Genomic DNA, 17769 nt, shown 5'->3' with positions numbered 1-17769 from the left:
CCGGTCATTCACCGTCGGGCATTGAAAGCCCGACGGTTGGAATACCGGCGTAAGCCGGTCGAAAATTTTTCAGGTTTCCGATGCCTGTTCCGGGGTCCGGAATGAAGGAGGCAAATCGTGGGGCGGACTCGTCCCGGGGCCGGGCGGGCTCGGAAACCTTTCTTTTTTTTCAGTACGGAAACGATTCAACCGATGACGAGTCAGGATTTCATTCGCACCGAGGCGGCCAACACCGACCGGATCATTCTCTACCGCGAGGGGCTTTTCTGGAAAGCCTACGAGCGTTCGGCGTTCGCCGTGTGTTCGCAGGTGAGGGCCTTCAAGACCACGAAGAAGGCTTTGAAGACGCTCGGCGGGGGGCATTTGGTCTCCATCGGGTTTCCCGCGGCGAGCGAGAACGCCGTGTGCGGGGCTTTGGAGTGCATTTCGCGCGAGCAGGACCGGGTGGTCTTCGCCGCTCCGCGGGCTGTCGATGCCGCGGAGTTCGAGGTTTGGAAGGCCGCGCAGCCGCTCAAGGAGGCCGTGCGCCGGACGAAAACCGCTGTCGCCGCTGTCGATGCCGATGTCGCTGCCGCAGATGTTGTCGCAACCGATTCTGCGCCCGGACATCTTCCCGAAGAACGGATGCGTTCGCCGTCGGAGGCCGAATCCCGGCCGGGGATGCGTTACGCCGAGGCCGATTTCTCGCTGACGGCGGCCTGCCGGGTCGCCGGAGCGCTGAAGGAATTCAATCTGGCCGAGAAAACGCCCCTGGAGTGCATGATGTTTCTCTCCGAACTTAAAAAAATGATTCATTCGATCTGACGATATGGCTGCGGAATACGACCACCTGCCCGTCTACAAGGCCGCCTACGACCTGTTGCAGCACGTCTACCGCGACAAGTGCATTGCCAGCGTCCCCCGCGACGTGAAGTACACGCTCGTCGAGAGGCTCAAACAGGACATTCTGGAGGTTCTCGTGCTGATCTACAAGGCCCACTACAACATGTTGGGCGACAAGGCCCTGCAATTGCAGCAGGCGCGCGAGCTGATACCGGGCGTCAAGGCCCGCATGCGGATCATGTACGACTTGCGGTATATCAATCTGGAGTTGTTCCGGACATTGGCCGTCGAGGTGGAGTCGGTTTCCAAACAGTTGGGCGCCTGGCACACCAAGACTTTGCGGCGCAGGATCGTCGCTCCTCCGGCTCCGGCCCGGACTGCGGCTGCGGCTGCGGCTCCCGTTGCGGCTCAGACTGCGGCTCAGACGACGGTTGCGGCTCAGACTGCGGTTGCGGCTCAGACTGCGGCTTCCGTTGCAGCTTCTGCACCCACGGACCCGTTTGCGGCTCCTGCTGCGGCTCCTGCTGTGGCTCCCGTTGCGGCTTCCGTGCCCGCGGACCCGTTTGCGGCCCCGGCCCCCGCGCCCCGCTCGGCCCCCGCGCCCCGCTCGGCCCCCGCGCCCCGCTCGGCCCGCACGGACCCGTTTGCGGCCCCTGCCCCTGCGGCAACCCGCCCGGCCCCCGCGCCCCGCTCGGCCCGCACGGACCTTTTTGCAGCCCCGGCCCCCGCTGCGGCGGCCCCTTTTCCGGCCCCGGACCCCTTGGCGTCCCCGGCCCCCGAGGCCCCCTGGGCGGCCCCGGGCGAAGACAACGAATGATGTGTAAACACGATGCCAAACTCTCTCAGAGCAGACAGGATCGGAGTTCCGTCGAGGTCAAGCGCCTCCGGAAGAGTATCTTGTGAATTCAGTGACCCACCGGCGACGGAAAACAGGCGCGGCGAGCCGACGACGGCTGCGCGGCGTTGTCGTCCGGTATTGAAAATCCAATCCGCCGCAGGGTTTGGCACCTTCCGCCGGGAAAAGACATCCCCTGCGCCGTTTAGCAAGCGGTCACTTGAGCCCGCTTCGGGCTATCGCAACCGCACGTCCGGTGCGCTGACGAATGTCGGCTCCAACGGTTACAGTTGGTCGTCATCGCCGACACAGAGTTCGACGAACGCAGGCAACTTGAATTTCAACGCCACGAACGTGAACCCGCAGAATAATAACAGCCGCGCTTACGGCTTCCCCGTGCGCTGTGTCCGAGGATTCGCAGTTTCTGCCTGAGAGAGAGAAAGAGAGCATCGAGAGAATGGAAAAGGAGAGAGACGAACTGCTGGGCGACTTGTTCCGTGCCTATTTCGACACGCGCAAGCACAAGCGGAACACGAAAAGCCAACTGAGTTTCGAATTCGATTTCGAACACAACCTGATAGAACTCTGCGACAGCATAGCGGACAGGACCTACAAACCGGAACCGGCGTTTTGTTTCATCACGGAGGAGCCCGTCAAACGCGAGATTTTCGCCTCGCCGTTCGCACACAGGGTGGTGTGCCGACTGCTGTACAACTACATTGCCCCGATGTTCGAGGCGCGCATGATTCACGACAGCTATTCGTGCCGCGTGGGCAAGGGGGTGTTCGTGGGGATTCGGCGTTTCGAACACCACCTGAGAAGCTGCACGAGGAACTACTCCCAGGCGGCCTATGTGCTCAAACTCGACCTGAGAGGCTATTTCATGAGCATAGACCGGTGGGTGCTCCACGGAGTGCTGATGCGGGAACTCGACGCGAACTGGCGCAAGGTGTCGGGAAACGGCAGAAGGTGGTGCGACAGGCTCGACAGAGGGCTGATCGACTATCTGATACGGGTGATTCTTTTCCGCAACCCGGTGAGCGACTGCATCGTGCTGGGACAACAATCGGACTGGGACGGACTCCCGCCCTCGAAGAGCCTGTTCCACGCCCCGGAGAATGTGGGGCTGCCGATAGGCGACATAACCTCGCAACTGTTCAGCAACATTCTGCTGGATCAGATGGACCGCTTCGTGAAACGCAACCTGAGGTGCAGGCACTACGGACGCTATGTCGATGATTTCTATGTCGTGCATGCCAGCAGACGCTATCTGAAGAGTCTGACGGCATGTCTGCAATGGTTTCTGCAATCGGAACTCCACCTGACGCTGCATCCCGACAAGATCGTGCTGCAACCCTATCACTACGGAGTGGCGTTTCTCGGGGCCTATGTGAAACCCTACCGCCGCTATGCCACGAAGTCGTCGGTCGAACGCTTCCGCAGGAAGATCAGAGTGCTCGAAGCGGAATGCCGGAGAGGGGAACTGACCTATGTCAGGCTCCTGGAAATCAGATCCGTGCTGAATTCGTACTGCGGGCATTTCTGCCATTTCAAGGCTTACGGAATGCTCCGGACGCAATTCGGAAAGTCGCCCCTGAGGAAATTCTTCGACTTTACGGACGGATACGGAAAATCCGTGCTGAAAAAGAAATTCATCCCCGAGGGGATACCATTCGACGGAACGCAGGACGACTGAATGCGATAAACGAAAGACTGACCCAAATTATGATTCAATCGAAGAAAGCGCTTGTCAAAGAACCCGACGAACAGAAGGAAACGGCGGCATACGGAGGCTGTTTCTTTGCCCTGGTGGGGGCGATAGCGGCCCTGCTGGCGATTTTCTGTGCCCGGCTGTGACGAGGAGAATACCGATATGCTATGGATAGTGATCTGAGACCCAGCTCGATACGGGCATCGGCCCGGATGAGTCTCGCCGGAAGGTGGAACACCGGAGCGGCCGCAATGCTGATATTTCTGCTGCTGCTGGCAGGCTGCGTCAGGCTGCATGCGCTCTCGCAGGGCCTCGGATACGGTGTCGCTGCGCTCGGAATGCCGGTGCTGCTCGCGGGATGTCAATGGCTCTTCCTGAATGTGAGTTCGGGGCGCGTCGTCCGTGTGGGCGACATGTTCGCCCCGTTCGGATTGCCGCGCGATTATTTCCGGGTCCTGATGGCCTGGGTCCTGATCCTGCTCATCGTTGCGCTGGGGGCGCTCCTGTTTTTCATCCCCGGGCTGATCGCGGCGCTGGGATACTCGATGACCTTCTTCATCCTCCGGGACAACGGGGATATGTCGGTCGCGGAAGCTATGGAGGAGAGCTGGACCATGATGTGCGGGCACAAGTGGGCCTGTTTCCGGCTCTGGATGAGTTTCATCGGATGGACGATTCTGGCCGTGATCTCCGTGGCGGGCATTCTGTGGCTCGTGCCCTATTTCTGCACGGCGATGGCCGAGTTTTACAACCGGGTGCGGGGGTATAGGGCGTGCTGTCTCGGATGAAAGGGCGGCCGGTTTGTGCCGCGGCGGACGACGGTTCGCCGGCGGAGCGGCTGTCCGGAATCATAAACATATAAAATAGAAATCTTTGCGATGAGAGAGATGACCATTCGTTTTCTGCTGGCCTTGCTGCTGTTGGCCGGCGGATTCACCTTAGGCGCCGGGAGGTTCTCCGAGAAACTTCCGGGCCGCATCATCGAGGCGAAGCAGCTGCCCGATCCGGTTCGTCGGTTCGTGTTGCAGCATTTCCCCAGCCTGAACAGGTTCAGTTACCGTTGGGACAAGCGGTTCTATTACGCGGTCAACGAGAACGGCGGTTACCTGCTGCTTTCGGCGGACGGGATGTTGGGCGGCTTCCGCTACCATGTGCGTCAGATTCCCCGGGAGTTCGTGGATCTGCTTCCCGGGACCTCGATGACCTATCTCCGGGAGCGCTATCCGAACCATTTTCTCTGCGCTTTCCTGCCGCAGGACAAGGGGTATCGGGCCGAGCTTTTCGGAGTGGACGACCGCATCGTGTATTTCGATTCGGAGGGCCGTTTTGTGAAAGAGGAGTGATCGTTTGCGCTCCTCTGTCGTCCCGGAGCGCAACCCCCTGTCGCGGGAGTGGGAAAGTGTGCGTGTTTGCCCCCCCCCTTGCCGAGAGTGTATTTTCGAGCTTTTTCGATTTCCGGTCATGCGACAGATAGACGCCTGGCGAGCCCTTTGAAAGTATCGTGCAGATCGCTTGAGGGATGCGTCGTGACGGTGATGGTCTGTTTGTCGGCGGCAGGGCCTTTGCAGGGTGCAGGGAGGACGGGCGGTCGTCCGAATGAAAAAAAATTGTTATATTTGCCCGAATTTTTAATCTGAATTACGATGGCATACAATTTACTGAAAGGAAAGAAGGGACTTATTTTCGGAGCTCTGAACGAGCAATCCATTGCCTGGAAGGTGGCGGAGCGCGCCGTGGAGGAGGGGGCCGAGATCGTCCTCACCAATACTGCCGTATCTATCCGCATGGGAACCATCTCGAAGCTGGCCGAGAAGTGCAACACGATCGTCGTTCCGGCCGACGCCACGAGCGTCGCGGACCTCGAAAACCTCATCGACAAGACGATGAAGCATTTCGGCGGCAAGTTCGACTTCATGCTCCACTCGATTGGCATGTCGCCCAACGTCCGCAAGGGCCGCACCTACGACGATCTGGATTACGATTTCCTCTCCAAGACGCTCGACATTTCGGCCATTTCGTTCCACAAGGTCATTCAGGTGGCCCGCAAGAAGGACGCCATCAACGACTGGGGTTCGATCGTGGCGCTTTCGTACATCGCGGCCCAGCGCACGCTCTACGGCTACAACGACATGGCCGACGCCAAGGCGCTGCTGGAGTCCATCGCCCGCAGTTTCGGCTACATCTACGGCCGTGAGAAGCACGTGCGGGTCAACACCGTGTCGCAGTCGCCGACGCCGACCACCGCGGGAAGCGGCGTGCTGGGGCTGGGCGACCTGATGTCGTTCGCCGACAGCATGGCTCCGCTGGGCAACGCCTCGGCCGAGGACTGCGCCGATTACGTGCTGACGCTCTTCTCGGACCTCACGCGCAAGGTGACGATGCAGAACCTCTACCACGACGGCGGATTCTCGTCGATGGGCATGAGCCGCCGCGCGATGAAGACCTACGAGAACGGAATGCGTTTCGACGACGTGCATCAGAATCAGTATCCGTTCGGCAAACCGGAGGAGAAATAGTTCCGGAATCGCCCGGAAAAAGAGGAGCGGAGGCCGAAGCCTCCGCTCTTTCGTTTCAGTATTGGTGGTCGTCGCCACGGATCTCCTCGCGGGTGATCGGGCGGCGGTTCATGGCCCGCCAGGCGTACCAGATGTAGGCCGCCACGAACGGCACGAAGAGCGACACCCACGCCATCGTCCTGAGCGTGAAGAGGCTCGACGAGGAGTTCGTGATCGTCAGCGACGACTGCATGTCCGTCAGCGAGGGGTAGTAGGCCGTGCCGTTCCACCCGGCCAGCAGGAGCAGCGACAGCACCGTGAGGACCGTGCCGGCGCCTCCGAACCACACCGCACGGCGGCTGTCGCACCATCCGAGCCGGATGCTCCACAGCACCGAAACCACGCCGAGGAGCAGTACGACCGTGACGTAAGGCATTTCGAGCAGGTTGCGGAGGTATTTGTAAGGCTCGACCGAGATCGTGCCCGCGGCATCGGTGGCCCGTCCGTCGGCGAGGAGGAGGGCCAGGAGCCACGCCACGAAGCAGACGACGAACAGCACCCCGAACAGCCGCATGCGGCTCTGCGCGCGGCGGAGGATCGTCTCGTCGTCGATGTTGTTCATGAAATACTGGCACGCGAGGGTCATGGCCAGCAGGGCGACCGCCGCACCCAGCAGGACGTTGCGCCACTCGGCGACGGCTTCGAGTCCGTGCCACGGCGTTGCCCATTGCGAGATGACCGCCGCGCCGCCCTGATTGGCGAGGTTGAGGCGATCGACCGTGAATTCCGCCCCCGTGAAGAAGGTCCCCACGGCGGTGCCGATCAGCAGCGGCCCCAGAACGCCGTTAATCAGCAGAAAGGCGTTGAAAGTCCGCTCGCCGAAGACGTTGGCGGGTTTGCGGCGGTATTCGTAGGCCACGGCTTGCAGCACGAAGCAGAAGAGAATGGCCATCCAGACGTAGAACGCCCCGCCGAACGACGTGGAGTAAAAGAGCGGGAACGAGGCGAAGAACGCGCCGCCGAACGTGACGAGCGTCGTGAAGGTGAATTCCCACTTGCGGCCCAGCGAGTTGACGAGCATGTTGCGCTCCTCCTCCGTGCGGCCTATGTCGTACAGCAGCGCCTGTCCACCCTGCACGAACATCAGGAAGACCAGCAGGGCCCCCAAAAGCGAAATGATGAACCACCAGTAGTGCTGAAGAAAAGTCAAGGTATCCATGATTTAGTCGTTTTTAGGTCCTATTTTGATCTGCCGGAACATGATGCTCAGTTCGGCGACGAGCAGCGCGGTGAAGAGCGCCAGGAAGAGGAAAAAGGTCACGGAGACCGATCCGCTGGGGATCTTCGAGGCCGCGACGCCCACGGGCATCAGGTCCTGAATGGCCCACGGCTGGCGTCCGACCTCGGCCACGATCCATCCGGCCTGCGAGGCGAGGTAGGCCAGCGGGACGGTCCACACGGCCACCCACAGCAGCCAGCGTTTGTCGGCGAGGCGGTCTTTGCGGTTGAGCCACCAGACGACGCCCAGCAGCAGGATGAAGAAGCAGCCCGCGCCGACCATCACGCGGAACGAGTAGAACAGCAGCGGCACGTTGGGCACGATTTGCTCGGGACGGTCGAGATACCCGTAGCCGAAGTAGGCGAAGTGGTCGCGCAGGAACGCTTCGCCCTCGGGGGTCGAACGGTCGAATTTGCTCTGGATGACCTGAATGGCCGCCGTGTCGCCCGCCTCGCGCGCGGCACGGTAGCGGCCCAGTTCGTCCACGGCCGTGCGTCCGCGCTCGATCTTCTCGGCGGCGGACATGATGCCGCGCTCCTCGTTGCCGTAGACCAGGTCGTAGATGCCCGGCACGAAGGCGTCGGCGTCGCGGAAGCTCATCAGCGAGAGCATTTTCGGGATGCCGATCTGGAACCGGAAGGTTTCGCCGTTGACCGGGCCGTTGGGCCGCAGTATGCCCACGGCGGTGAGCGGCGCACCCTCCTGCCCTTCGTAGAGGGCCTCCATCGCGGCCAGCTTCATGGGCTGCACGCGGGCTACGATGGCTCCCGAACGGTCGCCCGTGAAGGCCGTGATCAGGGCGAAGACGAATCCGAAAGCCGAGGCGATGGCGATGCTCTTGCGGGCCATCTGCTGTTCGCGCCGGCGCAGCAGGTACCATGCCGAGACGCCCACGACGAACAGCGCCGCGAGCACGAACGACGAGGTGACGGTGTGGAAGAACTTGTTGACGGCCACGGGCGACAGCGCCACGGCCGAGAACGAGGTCATCTCGTTGCGCACGGTTTCGAGGTTGAAATCGCATCCCACGGGGTGCTGCATCCATGCGTTGGCCACAAGAATCCACCAGGCCGAGAGGTTGGCCCCGATGGCCGTGAGCCACGTGGCCGCGAGGTGGAAGCCGCTCGAAACCTTGCGCCAGCCGAAGAACATCACGGCGATGAAGGTCGATTCGAGGAAGAAGGCGAAGATGCCTTCGATGGCCAGCGGGGCGCCGAAGATGTCGCCCACGAAGTGCGAATAGTTGGACCAGTTGGTGCCGAACTCGAATTCGAGGATCAGCCCCGTGGCGACGCCGATGGCGAAATTGATGCCGAAGAGGCGCATCCAGAATTTGGTGGTCCGGAGCCAGAATTCGTCCTTCGTGCGGACGTAGAGGGTTTCCATGACGGCGATCAGGAATCCCAGTCCGAGCGTCAGCGGGACGAACAGCCAGTGGTAGATGGCCGTCATGGCGAATTGCGCACGCGACCAATCGACGGTTGATAGGTAGTCGGATAGCATAACGGGGTGTTATTGGGTTGAGGATTCCGCTCCCGGGATCGGGGGCGCAAGGTTTTCCAACAGGCAGTCGGCCTTCTCCGCGGGGCTCTTGCCGGCGAGCGGGTCGGGGAAGAAGAAGACCTTCAGCACGGCGAACATGATGAAGAGTTTCACGAGGATGACGGCCCACAGGGTGCGTCCCACGGTCATTTCGTGGAATCCTTCGACATAGAAACGGATCACTTTGCGGAGTGCGTTCATTTTGTTTGCGCCGTTGCGATTTATCAAAGTTAAACAGAAAAACGGAAATATGAAAACCGAATATGGAAAAATACTTTCATAGCACGGGTTCTTTGCATTTTTGTGACCGAAAGGAGTAACCCCGCCTTTTCGGCGGGCGTCATTCCGGGCGAACGACATGCGGAGAGTTTTTGGTACTTTTTGGCCGCAAAAAGTACAAAGAATTTCGTACTTTTGTCCCCCGTAAAAGTCAACCGATGAAGCGAAATACCGAAAAACTGCCGTCGCCGTGGGTGTCGGCCATCCCGCTGGCGGTGCTGACGCTGTTGTTATATGTGGTGATCCGCGCCTTCGGGGGCGGTGCCATCGACGGCGGCAGCCAGATCGCCCTGCTGTCGGCCACGTCGGTCTGCGTGATGCTCTCCATCGGCATCTACCGCTGCCGCTGGGCCGTGCTCGAAGAGGCCATCATCGACAACATCCGCGCTTCGGCCTCGGCCATCGTCATTCTGCTGCTCATCGGCGCCATCGCCGGAACGTGGATGGTCTCGGGCGTGGTCCCGACGATGATTTACTACGGGTTGCAGATCCTCCACCCGTCGTTCTTCCTCGTCTCCTCGTGCGTGATCTGCGCCGTGGTGTCGCTGATGACCGGCAGTTCGTGGACCACCATCGCCACCATCGGCGTCGCGCTGATGGGCATCGGGCAGGCGATGGGATTTCCCGAAGGGTGGATCGCCGGGGCCATCATCTCGGGGGCCTATTTCGGCGACAAGCTCTCGCTGCTCTCCGACACTACGGTGCTGGCCTCCTCGACCGTCGGCGTCCCGGTCTTCACCCACATCCGCTACATGCTCTACACCACCGTGCCGTCGATGCTCGTCGCCCTCGGGGTCTTCACCGTCGCGGGGCTCTCGCTCGAACACGGCGCCTCGACCCACGCCGAAATGTACGCCGCGACGCTGGCCGCGACGTTCCGCATCACGCCGTGGCTCCTCGTGGTGCCGCTGGCCACGGGAATACTTATCGCCCGGAGACTTCCGGCCATCGTGACGCTCTTCTGTGCCGCGGTCTTCGCCTGCGCGGCGATGCTCCTGGCCCAGCCCGAAACGGTGGCCCGGGTGGCGGGCGTCGCGGAGCTGGATTTCATGTCGGGATTCAAAGGGGTGCTGATGACCTGCTTCGGCCCCACGGCCATCCCCACGGGAACGCCCCAGCTCGACGAACTGGTCGCCACGCGGGGTATGGCCGGCATGCTCAACACCGTGTGGCTGATCATCTGCGCCATGTGCTTCGGCGGGGTGATGACCGGCAGCGGCATGCTGCGGTCGCTGACGGCGATCTTCCTGCGGTGGGTGCGCAGGACCTTTTCGGCCGTGGCCTCGACCGTCGGCGCGGGCATCTTCTTCAACCTCTGCACCGCCGACCAGTATATTTCGATTATCCTTTCGGGACGCCTTTTCAAGGATCTGTATGCCGACCGGGGGTTGGAAGAACGGCTGCTGAGCCGCTCGGTGGAGGATTCCGCCACGGTCTGCTCGGTGCTGATCCCGTGGAACTCGTGCGGCATGACGCAGGCCACGGTGCTCGGCGTCTCGACCTTCGTCTACATGCCTTACTGCATCTTCAATATCGTCTCGCCGCTGATGTCGCTGTTCGTGGCGGCTGTCGGCTGGAAAATAAAACGGAAACCATGAAAACCGAACTCGTCATCTTCGACCTCGACGGCACGCTGCTCGATACCATCGGCGACCTGGCCGTGGCCTGCAACGCCGTGCTGGTCCTGCGGGGGCTTCCCCAGCACTCCTACGAGGAGTACTGTCATTTCGTCGGCAACGGCATCATGCGGCTCGTCGAACGGGCCCTGCCCGAGCCGCTGCGGACGCCCGGGAACGTGGCGCTCGTGCGTGCCGATTTCGTGAAATACTACACCGAACATATCGACACCTACACCCGGCCTTACGAGGGGATTCCCGACCTCGTCGCCGAGCTCGTACGCCGGGGCGTGCGGCTGGCCGTGGCGTCGAACAAGTTCCAGGCCGGGACCGAGAAGCTCGTGCGGCTGTTCTTCCCCGGGGTGGAGTTCGCGGCGGTCTTCGGCCAGCGTCCCGACGTGCCTCTGAAACCCTCGCCGGCGGTCGTGGAGGCGATTTTGGCGCTGACGGGCGTGGCGAGGGAGCATGTGCTCTACGTCGGCGATTCGGGCGTGGACATCGAGACCGCGGCTGCCGCGGGCGTTCGTTCGGCGGGCGTGACGTGGGGATTCCGCGACCGGGAGGAGCTCCTCGCCGCCGGGGCCCGGCAGCTGGTTGACAAACCGGAAGAACTGCTGGCGCTGTTGTAGTTTTGCCCGCTTATTTAGGGGGTGACGGCCTGCCATTTGGTTTCTGGCCCGGGGGGCGCTTCCGCCGTCCGTCATTGCGAGGCTTCGCAGATGCCGCGGCAATCCGGTCGAAGCCCGGAACCTTACAACGTATTCACCGGATTCCCGCGCTCACCTCGTTCATGCGGAATGACGAAGCCCGCCGGCATCTTACGCCGGCGGGCTTCGCAATGACAAGCACCTGTCGTTTCGCCCCTAACAATACTCTTTCACGTCGCGGGCCGTGATGCGGTCTTCGGAGAGGATGATGAGCCGCTCGACGACGTTGCGCAGTTCGCGGATGTTGCCCGTCCACGGCATCTGCCGCAGCACCGCCAGGGCATCGGGGTCGATGGCTTTGGGCCGTGTGCCGTATTCGGCCGAGATGGTGCGGATGAAATGGTCCACCAGCGTCGGGATGTCCTCGGCGTGCTCCCGGAGCGCCGGGACCCGCACGACGATCACGCCGATGCGGTGGTAGAGGTCTTCGCGGAAATTGCCCTTTCTGATCTCTTCGCGCAGATCCTTGTTCGTGGCGGCGATCACCCGCACGTCCACCTCGATGTCCTTGTCGCTGCCCACGCGGCTGATACGGCTCTCTTGCAGCGCCCGCAGCACCTTGGCCTGCGCCGCCAGCGACATGTCGCCGATCTCGTCCATGAAGAGCGTGCCGCCGTCGGCCTGCTCGAACTTGCCCTTGCGCTGTTTGATGGCCGAGGTGAATGCACCCCGTTCGTGGCCGAAAAGTTCGCTTTCGATCAGTTCCGAGGGGATGGCCGCGCAGTTGACCTCGACGAACGGCGCCGCGGAGCGCGCGCTCTTGGCGTGGAGCCAGCGGGCCACCAGCTCCTTGCCCGTGCCGTTCTCGCCGGTGATGAGCACCCGGGCCTCGCACGGGGCCACCTTGTCGATCAGCTGGCGGACGTGCTCGATCTCGGGTGAGATGCCGATGATGTTTTCCGCCTGCGCGGGATGCGCGCGGCGGCTGCGGCGCACGACGGGAGCCGCGGCGGCGGCCGGGGGTGCGGTCGCGGGATTTGCGATGGTGCGGTGGATGGATTGCAGCAGCCGGTTCATGTCGATCGGCTTGGTCAGGAAGTCCTGCGCTCCGCTGCGCACGGCCTTCACCGCCGAGTCGATCGAGGCGTCGGTCGAAAGGGCTATGAACGGAATGCCGGCATCGGGGACCTTGCATCCGGTGTCCGAAATGATCAGGTCGAACGGAACCTTCCCGCATATATCCGTGGCTGCCGCCTCGTCCTCAACGGCTTCCGCCGAAAATCCTTCATATTCCAACCGCTCGCGCAAAATGTTTCGCACGCTTTTTGATTGATCCAAAATTAAAACCTTTGCCATAGCTTGTTTTTCCTGAAATTTTACCTACTTTTGCGAAGTCGATCTTCGGCTTGGACAGGCGGTATCCCGGACGTTCGGTTTGCGCTGCCTCTGTCCCAAAGTTAGGGCTTTCTGCGGTGTAAAACCAATCCCGGGGGGTCTCGCCCGACGGAGCGGAAGGTCTTGAAAAACATCTTGAACAGGTCTATTGCGAAGGCCCTGCCGGAGGGTCCGGCGGACGAATCGGAGCAACGGGAAAGACCGTAAATACAATTTATGAGAAAGAACTATAATTACACGCGACGCAAGTTGTACCTGCCCGAATACGGGCGTCACATCCAGGAGATGATCGACTCGCTGCTGGCGATCGAGGACCGCCGCGAACGCAACCGTCAGGCCCGCGCCGTGATCGCCGTCATGGGCAATCTGAACCCCCTGCTGCGCGATACGGCAGACTTCACCCACAAACTGTGGGACCACCTCTTCATCATGTCTGATTTTCAGTTGGATGTGGATTCTCCCTATCCGCAGCCGTCGCGTCAGGAACTGACCGTCGCGCCCCATCGCATGCCCTATTCGCAGGGGCGGATCGCCTACAAGCATTACGGCAAATATGTCGAGCGGATGATCCGCGGTCTGGCTGACGAGCGCAACCCCCAGACGGTGGCCCGGACGGTGGATAATCTGGCCCGTTACATGCGTACCAAAAGCTACGAATACAACCAGGAGCATCCGAACAACGAAGTGATCGTAAAAGACATCAAACGCATGTCCGGAGGGACGATCCAAATCGATGAAGTTGCCTTAAATAATCTCCGAAGCGACTATAAACAGCCCTTTTCAGCACGTCCCCAGAAGGGCGCCCAGCAGCACCGTCCGCCTCATCAGCAGCGGCAGCAGCAGAAAAACCGCGGCCAGCAGCAACACCGGAATTTTACGAAGAACAACGGTGCCCACCGAAATTCGCCGAAGTAGGGGCGGGGCCGCACCGGCCCTTTTAGGGGCCGGGATGTTTTGCAAAGCCGCACGGTTTGGAACCACCGGGTTTTGCTATCTTTGGTGTCGTAACGACCCTTTTAGGAGTTGGGACGTTTTACAAAGCCGCACGGTTTGGAACCATCGGGTTTTTTGCTATCTTTGTGTATTAATAACAGCGAAAACGATCGTAAATGAACAAGCAAACGCTTTTCGTGACGCTCTCGGCGGCCGTTCTGGTGTGTGGCTGCCAGTCGTCGAAAGTGAAGATTTCGGGCCGCTTCGTCGGCAGCGATGCGAAAAATGTCTATCTGGAAGATGCCTCGCCCCTGACGCAGGCGGTCATCGACTCGGCCGTGCTCGCCGGCGACGGCAGCTACCGTTTCGAACTCAAAGGCGTGCCCAAGACGCCCTCCCTGTATAACATCATCTACAACGGCGAGCGGATTCCGCTGCTCATCGCCGGGGGCGACCGTGTGACGGTCGGTTCGGTGGGCAGCGTCGTGCGCAACTACACGGTCGAAGGCTCCGCCGAATCGGAGCTGCTGCGCCAGTTCTATCAGGATTTCGTCACGGGGGCCCAGCGGCTGGACAACATCGCCGCACAGTTCGCCAAGCCCGGCCTCACGGAGGAGGAGCGCAAGTCGCTGGTCGAGGTGTACACGGCCGAGTACTACCGCATCCGCCGCGAGCAGCTGCGGTTCATCATCGAGAACAAGTCTTCGCTGGCGGCGGTCTACGCCCTCTACCAGCGTCTTCCGGGGGACCGCTATCTGTTCAACGGCGACAGCGACGTGGTCTATTTCCGCACCGTGGCCGAAGCCCTCGAAAAGAGCTATCCCGATTCGCCCTACCTCCAGTCGCTGACGGCCGAGATCGCCCGCATGGATGCGCGCATCAGCCTGACGTCGCAGATCTCCGAAGCGGGGTATCCTGACCTCGAAATGACGGACATCTACGGCAAGAAGATCCGCCTTTCGTCGCTCACGGGCAAGGTCGTGCTGCTGGATTTCTGGTCCGCGGAGCTGGGATCGAGCAATGCGCTGAACGCCGATCTGAAAGAACTCTATAAGAAATACGAAGACGCTCCCGTGGGCTTCGAGGTCTACCAGGTGGCGATCGACACGTCGAAGCCGCTGTGGATCAACGCCGTGCAGGAACAGCAGCTGCCGTGGATCTCGGTGAGTGACCTGCGCGGGCGCGGCTCCTCGGCGCTGGGACTCTACAACGTGCAGAAACTGCCCGCCAACTTCCTGATCGACAAGGAGGGTTCGATCGTCGCCCGGGACATCTACGGCAAGAGCCTCGAAGAGAAACTGGACGAACTGACGAAGTAATGTATTATTTCGCATCCGACATACATCTGGGGGCGGGTGACGAGCATTCCGCACGGGCGGTCGAACGACGCTTCGTGGCGTGGCTCGACAAGGTCTCCGGCGATGCGGAAGCGATATTTCTGGTCGGCGACATTTTCGATTTCTGGTTCGAATACCGCCGTGTGGTGCCCAAGGGCTTCGTGCGCACGCTGGGGAAACTGGCCGAGCTGACGGACCGGGGCGTGCGGGTGGTCTTCTTCACGGGCAACCACGACATGTGGGTCGGCGACTACCTCACGCGTGAGTGCGGGATGGAGGTCTGCACCTCTCCGCAGGTGATGACCCTCGCGGGCAAAAAAGTCTTCATCGCCCACGGCGACAACATGAATATCGACGGACAGCCGATGCTGAAACTCCTGAACCGGATATTCCGGTCGCGGACGCTGAAATGGCTCTTTTCATGGGGCGTGCATCCCGACCTGGCGATGAAGTTCGGCCATTGGTGGAGCGGCAAATCGCGCAAGCGGCACAACGCCGCCGACGAGGAGGCCGTGCGGACCGGCCGCGGGGGCGGTTTCGACGCTTCGCTCACCGAGCCGCTGATCGACTATGCCCGCCAATACGCCGCGACCCACGACATCGACCATTTCGTTTTCGGACACATGCACTTCCCGCGCGACTACCGCGAAGGGCGTCTGCACGTGGTGAATCTCGGCTGCTGGGAGAAGAATCCCGCCTGTGCCGTGCTGGACGCGGCGGGCGAAATGACCCTTGAATCATGAAACAATACCTCGATTTGCTGCGCCGGATCAAGGCGGAAGGCGTCGTGCGGGGCGACCGCACGGGGACCGGGACCAAAGGGGTCTTCGGCCATCAGATGCGTTTCGACCTGGCGGAGGGTTTCCCCCTGCTGACGACCAAGAAGGTCTTTCTGAAAGGGGTGATCCACGAACTGCTGTGGTTCCTGCGCGGGGACACCAATATCAAATACCTCGTCGAAAACGGGGTCCATATCTGGGACAACGACGCCTACCGCTACTATAACGAATTGTGCGTGCGTCACGGCGTGCTGCCCGTCGATCGGGAGACTTTCCTCGCGGCGGCGGGCGTGGAGTCGCCGATCGAGGGTTACCGCTTCGGCGATCTGAACCACGTTTACGGCTATCAGTGGCGTTCGTGGCCCCGGCCCGACGGGGGCGCCGTCGATCAGATCGCGCAGGCGGTCGAACTGATCCGCACGAACCCCGAGTCGCGGCGCATCCTCGTCTCGGCGTGGAACGTCGCGGAGGTCGAAGCGATGGCCCTGCCGCCGTGCCACGTGCTGTTCCAGTTCTACGTGGCCGAAGGGCGGCTTTCGTGCCAGTTGTACCAGCGCAGCGCCGACACGTTTCTGGGGGTGCCGTTCAACATCGCCTCCTACGCTCTGCTGACGCAGATGATGGCGCAGGTGTGCGGGCTCGAACCCGGCGAGTTCGTTCATACGCTGGGCGACGCGCACCTCTACCTGAACCACCTGGGGCAGGCGGATGAACAGCTTGCGCGCGAACCGCGTCCGCTGCCGCGCCTGCGGCTGAACCCCGCCGTGAAGTCGGTTTTCGATTTCCGCTACGAAGATTTCACGCTCGAAGGCTACGATCCGTGGCCGGCGATCAAAGCCCCGATGTCATTCTGAACCCTATGATCTCAATTATCGTTGCCGTTGCCGAGAACGGCGTTATCGGCGACAAGAATGCCCTGCTGTGGCATATTTCCGAAGACCTGAAACATTTCAAGGCCGTCACGACGGGCCATCCCGTCGTCATGGGCCGCAAGACCTTCGAGTCGCTCGGGCGGCCGCTGCCCAACCGCACCAATGTCGTCATCACGCGCCAGAATATCGAGATTCCCGGCTGCACGGTCGTGCATTCGCTGGAGGAGGCCGTGCGGTTGTTTCCGGAGGACGAGGAGGTGTTCGTGATCGGCGGGGCGCAGATCTACGCCGAGGCCCTGCCGTTGGCCGACCGCTTCTACCTCACGCGCGTGCGGCACTCCTACGAGGGCGACACGCGCTTTCCGGCGTGGGACGAGAGCGAGTGGCGGGCGGTGTCGTCCGAATCGTTCCCCTGCGGGAAGGATTACCCTTGGCCTTTCGTCTTCGAGCTTTACGAACGGCGTTGAACGGCGCGGGCGTAAGGGCAGTTTACCAGACTAAGGCTCGCAAGGCCGACCGTCGGGGCTGTACCTGCGTTCCGTGCTTTTTTATGTTCAGGCCGGAACGGGATGCAGGAAAATCATTCGGCGCAAAAAATGTCCGCAAATTGTTGTGGATTTGGATTTTTTATATTATCTTTGAAACAAGCGATTCGTCGGAAGACGGATTCGTGAACTTTGCCGATAGGAAAAATCTGGAAAATTTTTAATAGCCCGGCAAAGCACAAGTTTGTCCCACGAACGTCGGTCCATGTCCGGCGTAAGATTGGGTGTGATTCCTACGTTACGGACGTGGGCCTTATTTGTGCTTAATGGGCTATGGGTTTTCCAGAACCTTTCCTTCATTAGCGGGGTCTGCGTTCCGTAACTTTCATTTTCCGGCGGGTCGCATAACTTAAAATTGAAAAAGTTATGTTACCTTTGCGGATGAAAGCGGCGCCATAGCCGTAACATATTCATAAGGTTAGGACAACCTTTATGCCGTTCACAAACTTCCGACTATTACATCCGTAATAGGTTTTCAAATGGTGTAAAATTTGTCTGAAACCTGTGTTTTGCCCCTGCATTTCGGTGCAGGTGGCATGCACGGGCGTAAGGGCAGCTACCATTTGAAGGCTCGGAAGGCCGGTGAGCGGAGTTGTACCTGCGTTCCGTGCTTTTTTTGTGCCCGTACGGAACGCAGAACCGGACATCGGGCGAATTGGGTGCGGGAGTTTGAATTCTTCAT

19 protein-coding genes are annotated in these 17769 nt (G+C 60.8%); 14 read left to right on the top strand and 5 right to left on the bottom strand.

The window, feature by feature from the left end:
- Positions 1-192 precede the first annotated feature (192 nt).
- From WMO46_RS09900 to WMO46_RS09870, 7 genes are all read left to right on the top strand, one after another.
- A complete protein-coding gene (locus tag WMO46_RS09900) occupies positions 193-804 on the top strand; it encodes a hypothetical protein (protein WP_302588417.1) in 612 nt (203 codons plus the stop codon).
- Between the two features lie 4 nt (positions 805-808).
- Positions 809-1639, top strand: a complete 831-nt coding sequence (locus WMO46_RS09895; RefSeq protein WP_349094285.1) for a four helix bundle protein — start codon at positions 809-811, stop codon at positions 1637-1639.
- 475 nt (positions 1640-2114) lie between these two features.
- Entirely contained in the window at positions 2115-3353 is a 1239-nt protein-coding gene (locus tag WMO46_RS09890) for an RNA-directed DNA polymerase (protein ID WP_129650647.1), read from the top strand.
- Positions 3354-3382: 29 nt separating this feature from the next.
- Positions 3383-3514, top strand: coding sequence for a hypothetical protein (locus WMO46_RS09885; protein WP_019149433.1), 132 nt, complete (start codon positions 3383-3385; stop codon positions 3512-3514).
- 21 nt (positions 3515-3535) lie between these two features.
- Positions 3536-4156, top strand: a complete 621-nt coding sequence (locus WMO46_RS09880) for a DUF975 family protein (protein WP_044118565.1) — start codon at positions 3536-3538, stop codon at positions 4154-4156.
- A gap of 99 nt (positions 4157-4255) precedes the next feature.
- Complete coding sequence (locus WMO46_RS09875; RefSeq protein WP_129650645.1) at positions 4256-4711, top strand: hypothetical protein; 456 nt, start codon at positions 4256-4258, stop codon at positions 4709-4711.
- 300 nt (positions 4712-5011) lie between these two features.
- On the top strand, positions 5012-5884 hold the full coding sequence (locus WMO46_RS09870; protein ID WP_129650644.1) for an enoyl-ACP reductase FabI: 873 nt from the start codon (positions 5012-5014) through the stop codon (positions 5882-5884).
- Positions 5885-5939: 55 nt separating this feature from the next.
- On the opposite strand, the gene WMO46_RS09865 is transcribed toward WMO46_RS09870, so the two are convergent.
- Genes WMO46_RS09865 through WMO46_RS09855 form a run of 3 tightly spaced genes read right to left on the bottom strand, consistent with a single transcriptional unit; the run spans position 5940 to position 8885 of the window.
- A complete protein-coding gene (locus WMO46_RS09865) occupies positions 5940-7082 on the bottom strand; it encodes a cytochrome d ubiquinol oxidase subunit II (RefSeq protein ID WP_302588420.1) in 1143 nt (380 codons plus the stop codon).
- Between the two features lie 3 nt (positions 7083-7085).
- On the bottom strand, positions 7086-8645 hold the full coding sequence (locus WMO46_RS09860; RefSeq protein WP_195497461.1) for a cytochrome ubiquinol oxidase subunit I: 1560 nt from the start codon (positions 8643-8645) through the stop codon (positions 7086-7088).
- 9 nt (positions 8646-8654) lie between these two features.
- Complete coding sequence (locus WMO46_RS09855) at positions 8655-8885, bottom strand: DUF4492 domain-containing protein (RefSeq protein WP_302588421.1); 231 nt, start codon at positions 8883-8885, stop codon at positions 8655-8657.
- A gap of 236 nt (positions 8886-9121) precedes the next feature.
- On the opposite strand from WMO46_RS09855, the gene WMO46_RS09850 reads away from it, so the two are divergent.
- Together WMO46_RS09850 and WMO46_RS09845 are read left to right on the top strand one after the other, a co-directional pair.
- Entirely contained in the window at positions 9122-10561 is a 1440-nt protein-coding gene (locus WMO46_RS09850; RefSeq protein ID WP_129650641.1) for a Na+/H+ antiporter NhaC family protein, read from the top strand.
- Positions 10558-11208, top strand: coding sequence for an HAD family hydrolase (locus tag WMO46_RS09845; RefSeq protein WP_349094284.1), 651 nt, complete (start codon positions 10558-10560; stop codon positions 11206-11208). The genes WMO46_RS09850 and WMO46_RS09845 overlap by 4 nt, the downstream gene beginning before the upstream one ends.
- 234 nt (positions 11209-11442) lie before the next feature.
- Here WMO46_RS09845 and WMO46_RS09840 read toward each other — a convergent pair whose 3' ends face one another.
- Complete coding sequence (locus WMO46_RS09840; protein WP_026076276.1) at positions 11443-12582, bottom strand: sigma-54-dependent transcriptional regulator; 1140 nt, start codon at positions 12580-12582, stop codon at positions 11443-11445.
- 255 nt (positions 12583-12837) lie between these two features.
- Between WMO46_RS09840 and WMO46_RS09835 the strand changes: the two genes are divergently transcribed.
- From WMO46_RS09835 to WMO46_RS09815, 5 genes are all read left to right on the top strand, one after another.
- A complete protein-coding gene (locus WMO46_RS09835; protein WP_026076277.1) occupies positions 12838-13536 on the top strand; it encodes a DUF4290 domain-containing protein in 699 nt (232 codons plus the stop codon).
- Positions 13537-13730: 194 nt separating this feature from the next.
- Positions 13731-14873 carry a TlpA disulfide reductase family protein gene (locus tag WMO46_RS09830; protein WP_349094283.1) on the top strand — a complete coding sequence of 381 codons (1143 nt, stop codon included), beginning with the start codon at positions 13731-13733 and terminating at the stop codon, positions 14871-14873.
- A complete protein-coding gene (locus WMO46_RS09825; RefSeq protein WP_019149473.1) occupies positions 14873-15634 on the top strand; it encodes a UDP-2,3-diacylglucosamine diphosphatase in 762 nt (253 codons plus the stop codon). The genes WMO46_RS09830 and WMO46_RS09825 overlap by 1 nt, the downstream gene beginning before the upstream one ends.
- Positions 15631-16524 carry a thymidylate synthase gene (gene thyA, locus WMO46_RS09820; RefSeq protein WP_349094282.1) on the top strand — a complete coding sequence of 298 codons (894 nt, stop codon included), beginning with the start codon at positions 15631-15633 and terminating at the stop codon, positions 16522-16524. The genes WMO46_RS09825 and thyA overlap by 4 nt, the downstream gene beginning before the upstream one ends.
- Positions 16525-16529: 5 nt before the next feature.
- Positions 16530-17009, top strand: coding sequence for a dihydrofolate reductase (locus WMO46_RS09815; RefSeq protein WP_129650636.1), 480 nt, complete (start codon positions 16530-16532; stop codon positions 17007-17009).
- 488 nt (positions 17010-17497) lie between these two features.
- Here the strand turns inward: WMO46_RS09815 and WMO46_RS09810 are convergent.
- Positions 17498-17769: hypothetical protein (locus tag WMO46_RS09810; protein WP_349094281.1), on the bottom strand; the 272-nt coding region annotated here is incomplete at its 5' end.

Origin of the sequence: Alistipes intestinihominis (assembly GCF_040095975.1) — a bacterium.
Taxonomy (GTDB): Bacteria; Bacteroidota; Bacteroidia; order Bacteroidales; family Rikenellaceae; genus Alistipes; species Alistipes senegalensis.
Note: the sequence above shows the minus strand (reverse complement) of the source record. Positions and strands in the feature narration are given on the sequence as shown.